This window comes from Streptomyces sp. V2I9, from assembly GCF_030817475.1.
Classification (GTDB): domain Bacteria; phylum Actinomycetota; class Actinomycetes; order Streptomycetales; family Streptomycetaceae; genus Streptomyces.
Window position 1 is genome coordinate 3,150,759 of the sequence record NZ_JAUSZJ010000002.1, and the last position, 15,270, is coordinate 3,166,028.

Consider the following 15,270-nt stretch of genomic DNA (forward strand, 5'->3'; position numbering starts at 1 on the left):
GGAAGCCTTGAGGCATGACCAGCGACGACATGCTCAGCGACCGACCGGCCGCGACCGGGGGCACGACCGGCGCGGAGACGGTGATCGCGGCGGACGGGCTCCGCCGCAGCTACCAGGACGGCTTCGAGGCCGTGTCCGGGATCTCCTTCTCCGTGGCCCGCGGTGAACTGTTCGCCCTGCTCGGGACGAACGGCGCGGGCAAGACCTCGACCGTGGAACTCCTGGAGGGACTGGCGCCCCCGACCTCCGGGACGGTCCGGATCCTCGGCCACGACCCGTACCGCGAACGCGCCGCCGTCCGGCCCCGGACCGGGGTGATGCTCCAGGAGGGCGGCTTCCCCTCCGACCTCACCGTCCTGGAGACCGCGCGGATGTGGTCCGCGTGCACCACCGGCGCGCGCCCCGCCGCCGAGGCCCTGGAGATGGTCGGCCTCACGAGCCGTACCGGGGTGCGGGTCAAGCAGCTGTCCGGCGGGGAGAAGCGCCGTCTGGACCTGGCGCTCGCCCTGACCTCGCGTCCCGAGGTGCTCTTCCTGGACGAGCCGACGACGGGGCTCGACGCGGAGGGCCGGCGGGACACCTGGGACCTGATCCGGGCGCTCCGCGACGGCGGCACGACCGTCCTGCTGACCACCCACTACCTGGAGGAGGCCGAGGCGCTCGCGGACCGGCTGGCGATCATGCACCAGGGCCGGATCGTGGCGGCCGGGACGACCGCCGAGGTCACCGCCTCGCAGCCCGCGCGCATCCGGTTCACGCTGCCCGACGACGTACCGGCCGGGCGTCTTCCGCTCTCCCTGCGGGCGGGCGCGGAGGGGCAGCGGATCGAGATCCGTACCCCCGCGCTCCAGGAAGCGCTGTACGAACTGCTCGGCTGGGCACGGGAGTCGGGCGTGCGCCTGCTCGACCTCGACGCCCGCTCCGCCTCGCTGGAGGAGGCGTTCCTCCGGATCGCCCACACCCGACTGCGTTCCCGCGCCGACGACCCGCGCGGGGCCGGGGACGGCGGCGTCCGGAACGGGACGGCGAAGACGAAGCCGAAGAAGGTGACGGCATGACCACGCCCACCGTCCTCACGGACGACCGCACGGCCCCCGGCCGCTCCCCCGCACCGCCCTCGAAGGCCGCCGCGTCGGCACGGCGGCTGACCGCTCTCGCCCGCGCCGAGCTGGTGCTGCTCCTGCGCAACCGGTCGGCGATCTTCCTGGCCCTGGTGCTGCCCGTCGTCATGATCTTCTCGATCCGGGCGTCGCTCCGGCAGATCGACCTGTCCGGTACCGGGCTCTCCATCGCGGGCGCGGCCCTCACCGGCGGCATCGGCGTCGTCCTCCTCCAGGTCGTCTACATGAACCTGGTCACCGGCTACGTCACCCGGCGCGAGGAACTCGTCCTCAAGCGGCTGCGTACCGGAGAGATCACCGACCGGGAGATCCTGACCGCCACCGCCGTGCCCTCGATCGCCCTGGCGCTCGTGCAGTGCGTGCTGCTCGTCGTGGCCGGCGCGATCGCCTTCGACCTGTCGGCCCCGGAGCGGCCCGAGGTGTTCCTGGCGGGCCTGGTGGTGGGCCTCGTGATGATGTCGGCGCTGGCCGCGGCGACCTCGGCGCTGACGCGGACGGTCCAGACCTCGCAGCTCACCACGTTGCCGCTGTACTTCGTCTCGCTCTTCGGCTCCGGGATCTTCGTCCCGCTGGACGTCTTCCCGGACCGGCTCGCCTCGGTACTCGAACTGCTGCCGCTGACCGGTGTGGTGACCCTCGTCCAGCACGGCTGGCTCGGCGGGGTGGAGGGCGGTGACCTGCTGACGGCCGCCGCGGTGGCGTTGGCCTGGACCGCGTTCGCGGTGTTTGCTGTGCAGCGGTGGTTCCGCTGGGACCCGCGCGGCTGACGTGAAGGGGCTGAAGGGTGTGATCACTCGGGTACGGGACTGGCGGCGCGGCTGGCACGAACGCAGCAAGCTCCAGCGCATCGACCTCTACACCCGGATCACGCTCTGCACACTCCCCTGGATCTTCCTCGTGACCTGGGGGCTGCTGCCCCTCGGCAAGGCCCTCGGCCGCGGCGCGCCGGCGGTGTCCCTGGGAGCGGCGTTCCTCGCGGTGAACGCCGCCCAGTGCGTGCTGAGCAACCGCAACGTGGCCCCCGCCTTCGCCCACTACCGGGGCACCGAGCCCTTCCCCCGGCAGCGGCTGCGGCTCCCCGCCGTGTCGCTGGTGGTGCTCACCGGCCTGGTGGTGGCCCTCGCGGCGGTGGGGGCCGTCGACGACGCGGGGATGAGCCTGCTCGTGCTCGACCTGCCCCTGGCGTTCACGACCCCGTACGCGCTCATCGTCCCCGTCCGCAGGTACCTGCTCCACTGCGCGCTCTACGCCGCGGTGGCCGTGGCACTGATGGCGGCGGTCGGGGCGCCGGGACGCATGCTGTTCGGGTCCGCCTTCTCCCTGCTCGTCGCCTCCCTGCTGGTGCTCGTCTCGGCGCGCCCGAGCGCCTGGAGCCTGACCGCGATGTGGCAGGCGGAGGAGGCGCGGGACATGCAGGCCCGGCTGGCGGTGGCGGAGGAGCGGCTGCGGTTCGGCCGGGACATGCACGACGTGCTCGGCCGGAACCTGTCGGTGATCGCGCTGAAGAGCGAGCTGGCCGTGGAACTGGCCCAGCGCGGGAACCCGGCGGCGGTGGACCAGATGGTCGAGGTGCAGCGGATCGCCCGCGCCTCCCAGCAGGAGGTCCGCGATGTCGTCCGGGGCTACCGGGAGGCCGACCTGCCCACCGAACTCATGGGCGCGCGCAGCGTGCTGGAGGCGGCCGGGATCTCCGTGGGCGTCGAGGGCGCGGACGGGCCGGCCGGGATCGGGGCCCCGGCGGCGGTGCAGGCCGCGCTCGGCTGGGTGGTGCGCGAGACGGCGACGAACGTCCTGCGCCACGGCGACCCGCGCCACTGCCGGATCCGGCTCACGCGGACACGGGACGCGGTGGTCCTGGAGGTCGAGAACGACGGGGCCGGTGCCGCCGCCTCGTCCGGCGGCCCGGACGGCGGCGGTTCGGGCCTGGCCGGGCTGCGCGAACGGCTCGGAGCGCTCGGCGGGACGCTCGGCGCGGGACCGGCCGGGGACGATCTCTTCCGGGTGACGGCGACCGTGCCGCTGGCAGCCTCGTCCCGTGCGCGGCCGGACGGCCGCGCCGCCCCCTCCTCCGCCGTCGCTTCCGTACCCGCTTCTCCGGAGGAACGATGACCGCCGACCGGCCCCTGCGGATCCTGCTGGCCGACGACGAACACCTCATCCGGGGCGCGTTGGCCGCACTGCTCGCCCTGGAGGAGGACCTCGTCGTGGTGGCGGAGGCCGCGAGCGGCCCCGAGGCGCTGGCGATGGCGCTCGCGCACCGCCCCGACGTCGCCGTCCTGGACCTCCAGATGCCGGGCGCGGACGGTGTGAAGGTCGCCACATCGCTGCGGACCGGACTGCCCGACTGCCGCACCATGATCGTGACCAGCCACGGACGCCCCGGACATCTCAAGCGGGCCCTGGCCGCCGGCGTACGCGGGTTCGTCCCGAAGACCGTCAGCGCCCGCCGGCTCGCCGAGATCATCCGTACCATCCACGCGGGAAACCGTTACGTGGACCCGGAGTTGGCCGCCGACGCGATCGCCGCCGGGGACTCGCCGCTGACCGCGCGGGAAGCCGAGGTGCTCGAACTGGCGGCGGACGGAGCGCCGGTCGCGGAGATCGCGGAGCGCGCCTCGCTCTCCCAGGGCACCGTGCGCAACTACCTCTCCTCGGCCGCCTCCAAGATCGGGGCGGAGAACCGGCACACGGCGGTGCGTCTCGCACGCGAGCGGGGTTGGGTATAGTGGGCAGCGCGCTGCGGCGCACTGCGGATGTAGCTCAGTTGGTAGAGCGCAACCTTGCCAAGGTTGAGGTCGCCAGTTCGAACCTGGTCATCCGCTCCACGCAGAGAAGGCCCCGGACCTTTCGGTCCGGGGCCTTCTCCATGTCCGCTCCGCCCTGAGCGCGGTCCCGTCACCCCTGCGCCCGCCAGGGGCAACGGGACCGTCCTTACGCCCAGTTGCTGCCGGTGAGCACCTCGAACGCCTCGATGTACTTGGCGCGGGTCGCCTCCACGATCTCCTGCGGCAGCGCCGGCGGCGGCGTCTCGCTCGCGCGGTCCCAGCCGGAGGCCGGCGAGGTCAGCCAGTCGCGGACGAACTGCTTGTCGTAGCTGGGCTGCGCGCGACCGGGCTCCCAGGTGGCGGCGGGCCAGAAGCGCGAGGAGTCCGGGGTCAGCACCTCGTCGGCGATGATCAGCCGCTCGGTCCCGTCCGCGGCGGTCTCGAAGCCGAACTCGAACTTGGTGTCGGCCAGGATGATCCCGCGCTGGTGCGCGATGTCCCGTGCCCGGCGGTAGACGTCGAGCGTGGTCTGCCGCAGCTGGGCGGCCGTCTCCACGCCGACCTCGCGGGCCACGTCCTCGTAGCTGACGTTCTCGTCGTGCTCGCCGACGGCCGCCTTGGTGGCCGGGGTGAAGATCGCGCCGGGCAGCTCGGACCCGTTGACCAGGCCCTCGGGGAGGCCGATGCCGCAGACCGTACGGGTGGCGTCGTACTCGACGAGCCCGGAGCCGGTCAGATAGCCGCGGGCCACGCACTCGACCTCGATCATGCGCAGGCTCTTGCAGACGAGGGTGCGGCCCTCCCAGTCGGCCGGGGCGCCCGCGGGCAGCTCGGTCGACAGGACGTGGTTGGGCACCAGGTCGGCGAGCTGGTCGAACCACCAGAGCGAGAGCCGGGTCAGGACGCGGCCCTTGTCGGGGATCTCGGTGGGCAGGACCCAGTCGTACGCGGAGATGCGGTCACTGGCCACCATCACGAGGTCGCCCGCCTCGTTCCGGTACAGGTCACGCACCTTGCCGGTGTGCAGGTGGGTGAGGCCCGGCACCTGTACGGGCTCGGGCTTTTCTACAAAACCGGACACGGTTCCTCCGCGTAGCTTGATCCAGGAGCGGTTCCGATTGTCCCGCACGGGGGGCCCGTGGCGCGCGCCGGGCCCGCGGGGCGCCGGGCCGGGTGTGCGGAACACGGCGGTCGGGTCCCCGCTCCCGTGTGCGCGCCCCGGTCAGTCGCTCTTGCAGATCCGGTCCAGGAGGTTGGCCGTGGCCTGCTGGATGCGGCGGTCGGTGTGACCCGGACGGTCCAGGGCCGGGGACCAGGCGAAGGTGCCGGAGGCGAAGACGAGGGCGCCGGAGGGAGCCTGGTAGAGCGAGGTCTCCTGGTGGCGGAGGGCGCCCTCGGAGTCCTCGTACGGGGAGTGGGCGAGCAGGATGCGGCTGTCGTGCTCGGGCAGGCTGGTGCGCGGGAAGTAGCGGTCGGCCTCGCCGGCCACCAGTCCCGGAATCTCGTCGCCCTCGGCCGCGCCCGTCGCCTCCCAGAGCCAGTGCTCGGCGTTGCGCACCACCAGCGGGCGGGGATCGGGCACCCGGCCCGCGTACTGGATGCCCAGGAGCTGCTGCTCGGGCCGGTCCACCTCGCGCCACAGCGCGGACTTCCCCGGCCCCCGGCGTTTGCGGCAGGTCAGCAGGCGGTCCGGCTCGCCGGAGGCGGAGGGGGCCAGACTCACCTGCCAGTACATGGTGTTGGCGGAGAGGAAGACGAGCGAGGTGCCGGTGTCGCGGGCGCGCTCGGCGGCCCGGCGCATCGGCAGCGACCAGTACTCGTCGTGGCCGGGGAAGACCAGGCCCCGGTAGCGGCTGGGGTCGACGCGGCCCGCGTGCAGGTCGCGGGCGTCGGCGTAGGCCAGGTCGTAGCCGTACCGCTCGGCCCACCGGATGAAGTCGTACGCGTGGCCCACGTGCAGCGGCAGGCCGGCCCCGGCGTAGGGGCGGTCGAAGGAGATCGTGACGGCGGCGTCCTCCTCGCCGAGCAGCCTCCCCCGCTCGTCCCACGCGTGGTAGAGGCTGGCGCCCGTGCGGCCGTCCTCCGGGTAGAGGTTGTACGCCTGCCAGGTGATGTCGGGGAGCAGGAGCAGCAGATCGGCGGGGTGGTCGTCGCGCACGGTGAAGGGGATGTGCGAGCGGTGGCCGTCGGCGGTGGTCAGCACGGCCACGTACGCGCCGACCGACCAGTAACTCGGGATCTGGAGCCGCCAGGACATCCACCAGTGGTGGCAGGAGACGGTCCGGTCGGCGGCGAGCGGAGGGGGCTGGACGATGCCGGAGAGCCGCGGGCTCGTGGTGATCTTGGAGGCGCCGTCGCCGCCGTAGTGACCGATCCGGTAGACGTCCACGGAGAACTGCTGGGGCGGGTCCACCGTGATGTGGAAGTCGATGGCCTCGCCGGGGGCGGCGGCACCGGGTGAGACGAAGCCCTTGATCTGCCGGCGCACGTCGTCGGCGGTACGGGTGCCGCCACCGGTGGAGCGGGCGAGGTCGGCGTACCAGGGGACGACCTGGCCGGTGTCGTCGAAGTAGTTCTCGCTCCCGCGCAGCCACGGCAGCGGGCCCTGCCCGAAGGGATCGCTCACCGCGTGCGCGAGGGCACCCGACTCCCACCGGCGAATCTGCTCCGCCCCCATGCCGCGCCCCTCCCTCGGACCCCCGGCGAGAACGGCTCAGGGGGGTCCCCCGGACAACTCTGGTGCGCCGAATGTCAGCGCCGGTCCCAGCACATCACATAACGCACGCGGTCCGTCACCCTTCGTCGTGAATTGGCGGGAACGGAACCGTTTCTTCCGGTCCGTTCCCGCATATCTGTCCGGCGTACGCGCTCACGCGGGCCCGATCGGCACCTGTTCGGCGTACACGTTCACGCCGGACGGACCGGCGCGCGGTGGGCCTCCGTGCCCGTCCGCCTCCGGTGTGCGCGTCCGCCGGCCCGGCCCTGGGATACGCCCGTCTGTTCGTACGGCTGGTCCGGCGTACGTGTTCACACCAGCCGGACGGGCTTGTCGGCGCGCACGCCCACCTCGGCCAGCCAGGACAGCAGCGGGTCCGGGTCCCCGTCCTCGACCAGGCTGAGGACCGGGTCCGCGAAGTCCGCCCGGCGCTCCCCGCCGACGAGCAGCGCGGGACCGTCCAGCCAGTCCAGGCCGGGTGCCGCGCCCGCCGTGTCCACGGCCGCGCAGCAGACCATGGCCGTGACGTGGTCGGCGAGCAGCTCGGTGCCCGTACGCGGGGGCTGGAGCGGGAAGAGGGGGAGCGGGCCCGGCCCCCAGAGGTCGAGGGGGTCCTCGGCCGCACCGCCCCCGTGTCCCTGGCCGCCGGGGGCCCCGCTTCCCTGGCCCTGGCCGCCGGGGGCCGCGCTCCTCCCGCTCCGGCCGCCGTACCCCTCGCCGGAGGGTTCGCTTCCGCCGCTGCCGGGGCCGGTGCCACCGGTACCCGCGGGACCGGCCTCCTCGCGGGCGACCGCGGCGCCGATGCCCGCCGCCAGCTCTTCGCCCGGCCCGCCGGGACCGGACAGATGCTCCATCACCCGCGCCAGGGTCGGGACGGCCGGGTCCGCCTCGGAGGCCCGCGTGACGCCCAGGGTGTCCAGGACCCGGTGCAGCCGGGCCGCCTCGCTGCGCCACTTCCGGTCGACGACCTCGTCGGGATACTGCTGCCAGTCCACCGGCGCCCAGTCCGGGCCGCTCTCGGCGGGGCCTCCGTGGAAGAGGCGGGCGGCGAGCAGGGACGCGGCCTCGTCCGCCGGACCGGGCTCCTCCAGCAGGTCGCACGCGGGCCGCTCGCCGAGGCGCAGGGCGAAGCCGTCGGCCAGCCGGTCCCGGCGGGACAGCTCGGTGAGCGCCGAGACCACCCCCGCGTCCAGCCGGGAGGGCCAGCGGCCCATCCGCCAGGCGGGCAGCGCCACCCGCGTCAGCAACCGGTCCCAGCCGGCGTAGGCGAGGCCGACCTGTTCCTGAGCGGTGACGCGCAGCCCCTGGTCGACCGTCCGGGCCCGCGTGGACGCGGCGGCCGCCACACAGCGCTCCATCTCGGCGGCGTGCTCCCGGCAGGCCCGCAGCAGCAGCCGGGAGACCCAGCCGGCGAAGGCGAGCGGCGCCCCGCGCACCGCGCCCCGGCCGGGGGCTGCGGCGTCCGCGATCGCGGCGTCCAGACCGCGGACGAAGCGGCGGGCGGCGGCTATGTCGGGGTCGGCCGACGGGCCGGTGCCCGCCACCACCGGGGCGAGGACCGCGCGCAGCTCGGCGACCCGCATCCACCACAGGAACGGCGAACCGATGACGAGGACGGGGGCGGTGCCGGCGGCGGTGGCCCCCGTGCCCTTCCGGAGCGCGCGGTGGGTGCGGTCCTCCAGCCAGCTGTCGCAGTCGGGGGTGAGCGCTATGGCCGAGGGCGCGGGCACGTCGAGCCGGTCGGCCAGGTCCCGGACCAGTCGGTAGAGGTCGGGGGCCCCTTCCTCGGACACGGGGACGGTCGGGCTCATGGCGGGGCGCGCGCGGGCCACGGAGACCGCGACCAGGACGGTCACCAGCAGCACGACGACCGCGACGGCGAGGACCGCCCGGCGCGCGGTGTCCCAGGCCGGTCCGGCCAGGTGCCCCTGCGCGTCTGCGGCGAACAGGACGACGGCGACGGCCGCGGGCAGGATCGTCACGGCCAGTGCCCTGCCGCGGATCCGCAGCAGGGAGAGCGCTCGGGCCCGCGCGGCCCGCGCGCCCAGCTCCTCACCCACATCGATGTCGGACACGGCCGGACGTCACCCCCCTCTGCCCCGCGACGGTGTTGCTCACTCCCCCACTGTGGCACCCGTCACCGACATCGCAATGCCGGTGGGCCAAGTGCCGGAACGCCTGCGCCGCACCCTAGTTGGGGCTCCGGCGACCGTCATCCGGATGGCCCAGTCGTCACCCGATGGAATGGCTTTGGGCAAAGCTGCTGACGTGTCCGCGCCGATGGGCAAGCGGCGGCCGGTCCTCCGGGTCCCGAGGGGTTGTACGCGGCAGCCCCTCGCGCCCGCCGCGTACACCGGGGTGTACGGCGAGGGCGGGCGGAGGGGCCGGGGCGCCTGGATGCGGGGCGGCCGGGTGGGGCGTCGTACGGGCGCGTCAGCTCCGGGACGCCTTGAGGGCGATGTCCGTACGGTGCTGGGAGCCGTCCAGGCGGATGCGGCCGAGCGCGGTGTAGGCGCGTTCGCGTGCGGCCGTGAGGTCCTTGCCGGTCGCGGTCACCGAGAGCACGCGGCCGCCCGCGCTGACCACCGCGCCGTCCTCGGCGCGGGTCCCGGCGTGCAGGACGTACGCGTCGGGCCCGTCCTGCGCCGCCACGTCGGCGAGCCCCTCGATCGGGTCGCCGGTGCGCGGGGTACCGGGGTAGTTGTGCGAGGCGATGACCACGGTGACGGCGGCGTCGTCGCGCCAGGCCAGCGGCGGGAAGGTGTCGAGGGTGCCGTTGGCGGAGGCGAGCAGGACGCCGGCCAGCGGGGTCTTCAGCCGGGCCAGCACGACCTGGGTCTCGGGGTCGCCGAAGCGGGCGTTGAACTCGATGACCCGCACCCCGCGCGAGGTGATCGCGAGGCCCGCGTAGAGCAGCCCGGAGAAGGGCGTGCCCCGGCGGCGCAGTTCGTCGACGGTGGGCTGGAGGACGGTTGCGAGGACCTCGTCCACCAGCTCGGGGTCGGCCCAGGGGAGCGGGGAGTAGGCGCCCATGCCCCCGGTGTTCGGGCCCTCGTCGCCGTCCAGGGCGCGCTTGAAGTCCTGGGCGGGCTGGAGCGGCACCACGGTGACGCCGTCGGTGATCGCGAAGAGGCTGACCTCGGGGCCGTCGAGGAACTCCTCGATGACCACGCGGTCGCAGGCCAGCGCGTGGGCGCGGGCCACATCCACGTCCTCGGTGACGACGACGCCCTTGCCGGCCGCGAGGCCGTCGTCCTTGACGACGTACGGGGCACCGAACGCGTCGAGGGCCTTGTCGATCTCGGCGGGGGTGGTGCAGACGTAGCTACGGGCGGTGGGGACCCCGGCACCGGCCATGACGTCCTTGGCGAACGCCTTGGAGCCTTCCAGCCGCGCGGCTTCGCCGGAGGGGCCGAAGCAGGGGATGCCGGCCGCGCGCACGGCGTCGGCGACCCCGGCGACGAGCGGCGCCTCCGGGCCGACGACCACCAGCCCGGCGCCCAGCTCGGCCGCGAGGCGCGCGACGGCGTCACCGTCGAGCGCGTCGACCGGGTGCAGTTCGGCCACCTCTGCGATACCGGCGTTGCCGGGGGCGCAGTACAGAGCGGTGACATCGGGGTCGAGGGACAGAGAGCGGCACAGGGCGTGTTCGCGGGCGCCGCCGCCGATGACGAGGACCTTCACGGGGTGCAGCCTAGCCGCCGGGCGGAAGGAGCCCCGACGGCCGCCGGTCCGTGGACGGCCCGACCGGCCCGTGACGCCGTCCGCGCATGACGCCGTCCGTGCATGACGCCGTCCGTGCATGACGGCTGCCGCCTCGGGGCAGCCGTCGGCACATGGACGGCCGCCGAGCCTGGACGGCCGTGGGCACGCGGACAGCCGCCGGCCGGTGGACGGACGCCGGCCCTGGACAGCCGTCGGCGCTGAAACAACCGCCGGAGCGGGGGACGACCGTCCCCCGCTCCGGCGGCCGTCGCGTCACTGCTCGTTGGTGAACTCCTCGACGACCGTGGCGCCCAGCTCGCGGACGATCAGCTCGTGACCGGAGAGGGCGGAGTCGACGAGGTCCGGGTCGTCGGCCTCCGGGATGTCGTCCTCGATGGACACGGACCGCGGCGGCTCCGCCGCGTACGAACCGGAGGAGGATTCGGAGGCGGGCGGGGCCTCCCGGCCACCCGGCGACGGCGCGGAGGGGGGCGACGCGGGGCCCGAGGGCGCGTACTGCCCCTGCTGCGGAGCCGGGGACTGCTGCTGGGACGCGTGCTGGGGCCGGGGCTCGTACGCGACGGGGGCGGGGGCCGCCGGGGCGGGCTGGTACTGCGGGGCGGGCCGTCCACCGCCTCCGCCGGGACCGGGGGCGCCCCCGCCGCCGGAGGGGTCGATGACCGCCTCGATGCGCCACTGGGCGTTGAAGCGCTCGGCGAGGGCCTGCTTGAGGACCTCCTCGCTGCCGCTGCTGGCGAAGTTGTCGCGGGCGCCCGCGTTGAGGAAGCCGAGCTGGAGGGTCGTCCCGTCGAACCCGGCGACCTGGGCGTTCTGGCTGAGCAGGATCCAGGTGAAGCGGCGGCGGTTCTTGACCGCTTCCAGGATGTCGGGCCACATGTTCCGCACCTGGGCCGCGCCCTGGGCCATGCTCTGGCCGCCGTCGGGTGCGGCCTGCCCGGCCTGCGGGGCGGCGGGGGCCTGCGGCGAGGCTGCCGGAGCCGTGGCCGGGGGCGGGGTGGCGGCGGGGGCCGGGCCGCTGCCGGGGGCGGAGGCGGTGGGCCAGCCACCCGGACGACGGGCCTGCTCCCCGGCCCCGGCGGGGGTGGGCCAGGACCCCGGCCGCTGGGCGGACACGGGGGCCGCGGGGGCCTGAGGCTGGGCCTGGGCCTGGGCCTGCGGGGCGTAGGCATCGGGGGCCGGGGCGGCGGGCGGTGGTGCGGCGGGGGCGGGGGCTGCGTAGGCGGCGGGGGCTTGCGTCCGGGCGGGCGCCGGGGGTGCCTCGCCCCGGACGGCGGCACGGGCGGCGTCCGGACCGGCGAGGCCCATGGGGGCGGCCGGGGGAGCCCCGGCCGGCGCATGGGCGTCGGGGCCCGGCACGTACCCCATCGGGGCAGCGGCGGCGGGCGGGGCGGCGAACGACCCGGCAGCGGCGGCCGAGGCCCCGCGCTCCAGCCGGTCGAGCCGGGCCTGGAGCGACCGCTCGTCGTCGTAGGCGGCGGGCAGCAGGACCCGCGCGCAGATCAGCTCCACCTGGAGGCGCGGCGAGGTGGCCCCGCGCATCTCGGTGAGCCCTTCGTTAACCAGGTCGGCGGCGCGGCTCAGCTCGGCGGCCCCGAAGACGGACGCCTGGGCCTGCATGCGCTCGACGACATCGGCGGGGGCGTCGATGAGCCCCTTCTCCCCCGCGTCCGGCACGGCGGCGAGGATCACCAGATCGCGCAGCCGCTCCAGGAGATCCGCCACGAACCGACGGGGGTCGTTGCCGCCTTCGATGACCCGGTCCACGACCTCGAAGGCGGCGGCCCCGTCGCCGGCGGCGAAGGCGTCGACGACGGAGTCGAGGAGGGAACCATCGGTGTACCCGAGGAGCGAGGTGGCCATGGCGTACGTCACACCGTCGTCGCCCGCGCCGGCCAGCAACTGGTCCATGACGGACATCGAGTCACGCACGGACCCGGCCCCGGCGCGCACGACGAGCGGGAGGACGCCGTCCTCGACGGGGCTGTTCTCCCGGTCGCACACATCGGCGAGGTAACTGCGCAGGGTGCCCGGCGGGACGAGCCGGAACGGATAGTGGTGCGTACGCGACCGGATCGTCCCGATGACCTTCTCGGGTTCGGTCGTCGCGAAGATGAACTTGAGGTGCTCCGGCGGCTCCTCGACCACCTTCAGCAGGGCGTTGAAGCCCGCCGGGGTGACCATGTGCGCCTCGTCGATGATGTAGATCTTGTAACGGCTGGAGGCGGGCCCGAAGAACGCCTTCTCGCGCAGATCACGGGCGTCGTCCACGCCACCGTGCGAGGCGGCGTCGATCTCGATCACGTCGATGGACCCCGGCCCGTTGCGCGCGAGGTCCTGGCAGGACTGGCACTCCCCGCACGGGGTGGGGGTGGGGCCCTGCTCACAGTTCAGGCAGCGGGCGAGGATGCGCGCGCTGGTCGTCTTTCCACAGCCACGCGGGCCGCTGAACAGGTACGCGTGATTGACCCGGTTGTTCCGCAGGGCCTGCTGGAGCGGGTCAGTGACATGCTCCTGACCGATGACCTCGGCGAACGACTCGGGGCGGTAGCGGCGGTACAGCGCAAGGGACGACACACCTACGAGGTTATCGGGGCCGACCGACAACCGACCCCACACCGCTCACACGGGGCACCTGGTGCGACGCGAACCGCGGGAACACCGGGGCACGAGGGCTCCCGGCACAGCTCGGGCGGCGGCGGCCGGTCAGCCCGACGCACCCGCAGGAACGGCGCGCCCCGGAACGCAAGGGCCCCCCACGCACCCGCCAGAGCCGACCTACCCTTGCTGCCTTCCGGCCCTGGGGGAGTTCAGTCAGATAGCGCCACGTGAGGGGCTGACGCCCACCTTAGCGGATCCCCACCCCCTCCGGTCCACCCACCCTCACCACCGGCCGACCGCCACCCCGCCCGGCGAGACCACGACGCAACCCCTGCGGGATCTCGACGGGACCTCGGCAGGACCTCTCAGGACGAGCTCGCCGGGGGGTCTCCGGACGGCCTCCGGACGATCTCCGGGGATCGTGTTCGCTAGCACCCTCCAACGTCTTGTATTGTTTGCGGCGGAGGATTCGCCTAGTGGCCTAGGGCGCACGCTTGGAAAGCGTGTTGGGGGCAACCCCTCACGAGTTCGAATCTCGTATCCTCCGCCATTGCTCTCACCGGGCAATACGTCGAAGGGCCCCACCGTTCGCGGTGGGGCCCTTCGACGTTGTCTCAGCCCTCGTTGTTCTGGTCTTTGTCCACAAGGGCGTTTGGTGCGGGCCCCCAGATGGCGTCCGCGAGCTTCTGCGCCACCTCCTTCAGCATGGCGTCGGGCACGTGCAGGTACCGGGCGCGCATCCGCGAAGAGGTGCCTGCCTCCCAGCCCATGATCTGGTCGATCACACGGTCCGGGATACCGAGCAGCATGAGGACGGTGGCAGCGGTGGTGACGGGCGTCATGCAGCCGCGCGTCACGTACCCCGGCGTCCTCCAGCAGCTTCTTCCAGTCGTGGTAGTCGGTGTTCGGGCTGAGCGGCCCACCGAGCGGCTTCGTGAACACGTAATCGGACTCGGTCCACAGGTCGCCGCCGGTCTTGCGCTCCCGAGCCTGAACCTCCTTGTGCTTGCGCAGCATCACAACCAAGGGGCCCGGCAGGGGAACCGCTCGACGGCCGGCACGTGACTTGGTGTTCTTCGTCTCGCGCCGCACCTGCTTTCGGTCCGGGCAGTACCCTGCCTTCCTGCCGCAGGGATCTGCCTCCTTGCACCCGTACTCGTACTTGGGGCGCAGACGGTTCCGGCGCAGCTTCAGGTACTCGTGGTCCAGGTCCACGTCGACCCAGCGGAGCCCCAGCGTCTCCCCCTGTCGCAGACCGAGGGCTAGCGCCAGCATCCAACGGGCGCTGTTGCGGCGCTTGTTCACCTCGATCAGCAGGCTCTGAACCTCCTCTACCGAGTAGGGCTCGATCTCCTCCTCCGGCTCCTCCACCCGCGGCGGCTTGGCTAGAGCGGCGGCGTTCTTCGCGGCGTGGCCACGGCGGACCGCCTCACCGAGGGCGGTGCGGGCAGTGCGGTGGACCTGGTGGGCGGTGCCGGCGGCGCTGCCGTTCTTCTGCATCCGGCGGTACAGGCTCTCCAGGTGTTCCGGCTCCAGGCGGTCGATGCGGTGCCTGCCGATGCCGGGTACGAGGTGCACGCGAACCGCGACCTCGTACCCGTCGTAGGTGTTCTCGCTGACGACGTCCTTAGCGATGTTCTCGACCCAGTGCCACATCCACTTCTCGACAGTCCACAGCTTGCCGGGCTGTTGCGCCTTTCCCTGGTCGCGCTGCTTCTCCAGTCGTTGCACTTCGTCCTTCAACGCGTCTTCGTCGGGGCGCGTGATGTGCCTGCGGTAGGGCTCACCGTTGTCCTTGTAACCCATCGGCACCCGGGCGTGCCAACGGCCGTCCTTGCCGAAGTAGATGGCCGTTTCGCCATTCGCCCGGCGCGCTCGCTTCTTCTCTTCCGCCACTGGCGGACTCCTTCGTGATCGGTGTGAGCACGGGCCGCCACCCGGTGGGGTGGCGGCCCGTGTGTATGCGGGGTGGGTCAGGCTGCGGACTGTTCGGCGCGGCGGCGTGCGAGGTAGGCAGCCGGGGCGTCGGCGGGTACGCGGCGCAGGCTGCCGATCGTCAGCGACTCCAGGGCTCCGGCGCGGATGAGGGCGAAGCAGGTGGTGCGGCCGACGCGGAGTCGGCGGGCTGCCTCTTCGACGGTGAGCAGGATCAGGGTGGGGTCGTCTGCCGTCGTGGGTGCGGGACTGTTCTGCATGGGCTCGCTCCTTGGCGGGCCGCCACAGAAACCACGTAATACACAGAAACCCTGTTTGGGTGGTCTGACCTGGGGGTTTGGTGGTGGGGGTGGACTGCCACAGAAAGTGCGGGAAGTTCCACAGAAATAAGGGGCCGGTGGGCGGCTGG

General features: G+C 73.5%; 10 protein-coding genes, 2 tRNA genes, 1 other RNA gene and 1 pseudogene. 6 read left to right on the forward strand and 8 right to left on the reverse strand.

Annotated elements, in window-relative coordinates:
* The first annotated feature begins 14 nt into the window (after nucleotides 1–14).
* From QFZ71_RS13815 to QFZ71_RS13835, 5 genes are all read left to right on the forward strand, one after another.
* Nucleotides 15–1,058 (forward strand): ABC transporter ATP-binding protein, encoded by a 1,044-nt coding sequence (locus QFZ71_RS13815; protein ID WP_307668524.1) that lies wholly within the window; start codon nucleotides 15–17, stop codon nucleotides 1,056–1,058.
* Nucleotides 1,055–1,888 (forward strand): ABC transporter permease, encoded by an 834-nt coding sequence (locus QFZ71_RS13820; protein ID WP_307668525.1) that lies wholly within the window; start codon nucleotides 1,055–1,057, stop codon nucleotides 1,886–1,888. The genes QFZ71_RS13815 and QFZ71_RS13820 overlap by 4 nt, the downstream gene beginning before the upstream one ends.
* Nucleotides 1,889–1,907: 19 nt before the next feature.
* Nucleotides 1,908–3,230, forward strand: coding sequence for a sensor histidine kinase (locus QFZ71_RS13825; protein WP_373465115.1), 1,323 nt, complete (start codon nucleotides 1,908–1,910; stop codon nucleotides 3,228–3,230).
* Nucleotides 3,227–3,847, forward strand: a complete 621-nt coding sequence (locus tag QFZ71_RS13830) for a response regulator (protein ID WP_307668527.1) — start codon at nucleotides 3,227–3,229, stop codon at nucleotides 3,845–3,847. Before QFZ71_RS13825 ends, QFZ71_RS13830 begins: the two co-directional genes overlap by 4 nt.
* Nucleotides 3,848–3,870: 23 nt before the next feature.
* A tRNA-Gly gene (locus tag QFZ71_RS13835) sits at nucleotides 3,871–3,946 on the forward strand.
* A gap of 106 nt (nucleotides 3,947–4,052) precedes the next feature.
* Here QFZ71_RS13835 and QFZ71_RS13840 read toward each other — a convergent pair.
* The 6 genes from QFZ71_RS13840 to ffs form a co-directional block, all read right to left on the reverse strand.
* A complete protein-coding gene (locus QFZ71_RS13840; protein ID WP_307668528.1) occupies nucleotides 4,053–4,967 on the reverse strand; it encodes a phosphoribosylaminoimidazolesuccinocarboxamide synthase in 915 nt (304 codons plus the stop codon).
* Between the two features lie 141 nt (nucleotides 4,968–5,108).
* Entirely contained in the window at nucleotides 5,109–6,563 is a 1,455-nt protein-coding gene (locus tag QFZ71_RS13845; protein WP_307668529.1) for a N,N-dimethylformamidase beta subunit family domain-containing protein, read from the reverse strand.
* A 350-nt stretch (nucleotides 6,564–6,913) separates the two neighbouring features.
* The gene (locus QFZ71_RS13850; RefSeq protein WP_307668530.1) at nucleotides 6,914–8,677 is read right to left on the reverse strand and encodes a hypothetical protein; all 1,764 of its coding nucleotides are present in this window, start codon (nucleotides 8,675–8,677) and stop codon (nucleotides 6,914–6,916) included.
* 358 nt (nucleotides 8,678–9,035) lie between these two features.
* Nucleotides 9,036–10,286 carry a phosphoribosylamine--glycine ligase gene (purD, locus tag QFZ71_RS13855; protein WP_307668531.1) on the reverse strand — a complete coding sequence of 417 codons (1,251 nt, stop codon included), beginning with the start codon at nucleotides 10,284–10,286 and terminating at the stop codon, nucleotides 9,036–9,038.
* A gap of 294 nt (nucleotides 10,287–10,580) precedes the next feature.
* The gene (locus tag QFZ71_RS13860; RefSeq protein WP_307668532.1) at nucleotides 10,581–12,902 is read right to left on the reverse strand and encodes a DNA polymerase III subunit gamma and tau; all 2,322 of its coding nucleotides are present in this window, start codon (nucleotides 12,900–12,902) and stop codon (nucleotides 10,581–10,583) included.
* Between the two features lie 167 nt (nucleotides 12,903–13,069).
* An RNA gene (gene ffs, locus QFZ71_RS13865) (signal recognition particle sRNA small type) lies at nucleotides 13,070–13,166 on the reverse strand.
* Nucleotides 13,167–13,388: 222 nt separating this feature from the next.
* On the opposite strand from ffs, the gene QFZ71_RS13870 reads away from it, so the two are divergent.
* Nucleotides 13,389–13,476 (forward strand) — tRNA-Ser (locus QFZ71_RS13870).
* Between the two features lie 64 nt (nucleotides 13,477–13,540).
* On the opposite strand, the pseudogene QFZ71_RS13875 reads toward QFZ71_RS13870, so the two are convergent.
* Nucleotides 13,541–14,822 (reverse strand): annotated as a pseudogene (locus tag QFZ71_RS13875) (tyrosine-type recombinase/integrase).
* Nucleotides 14,823–14,899: 77 nt separating this feature from the next.
* Nucleotides 14,900–15,121 (reverse strand): excisionase family DNA-binding protein, encoded by a 222-nt coding sequence (locus tag QFZ71_RS13880; RefSeq protein WP_307668533.1) that lies wholly within the window; start codon nucleotides 15,119–15,121, stop codon nucleotides 14,900–14,902.
* Nucleotides 15,122–15,270: the final 149 nt, after the last annotated feature.

Excerpts from the sequence above, each read along its gene's own strand:
- QFZ71_RS13830 (WP_307668527.1), top strand. The coding sequence starts at position 3,227 with ATGACCGCCGACCGGCCCCTGCGGATCCTGCTGGCCGACGACGAACAC.
- QFZ71_RS13815 (WP_307668524.1), top strand. The coding sequence starts at position 15 with ATGACCAGCGACGACATGCTCAGCGACCGACCGGCCGCGACCGGGGGC.
- QFZ71_RS13820 (WP_307668525.1), top strand. The coding sequence starts at position 1,055 with ATGACCACGCCCACCGTCCTCACGGACGACCGCACGGCCCCCGGCCGC.
- QFZ71_RS13845 (WP_307668529.1), bottom strand. The coding sequence starts at position 6,563 with ATGGGGGCGGAGCAGATTCGCCGGTGGGAGTCGGGTGCCCTCGCGCAC.
- QFZ71_RS13880 (WP_307668533.1), bottom strand. The coding sequence starts at position 15,121 with ATGCAGAACAGTCCCGCACCCACGACGGCAGACGACCCCACCCTGATC.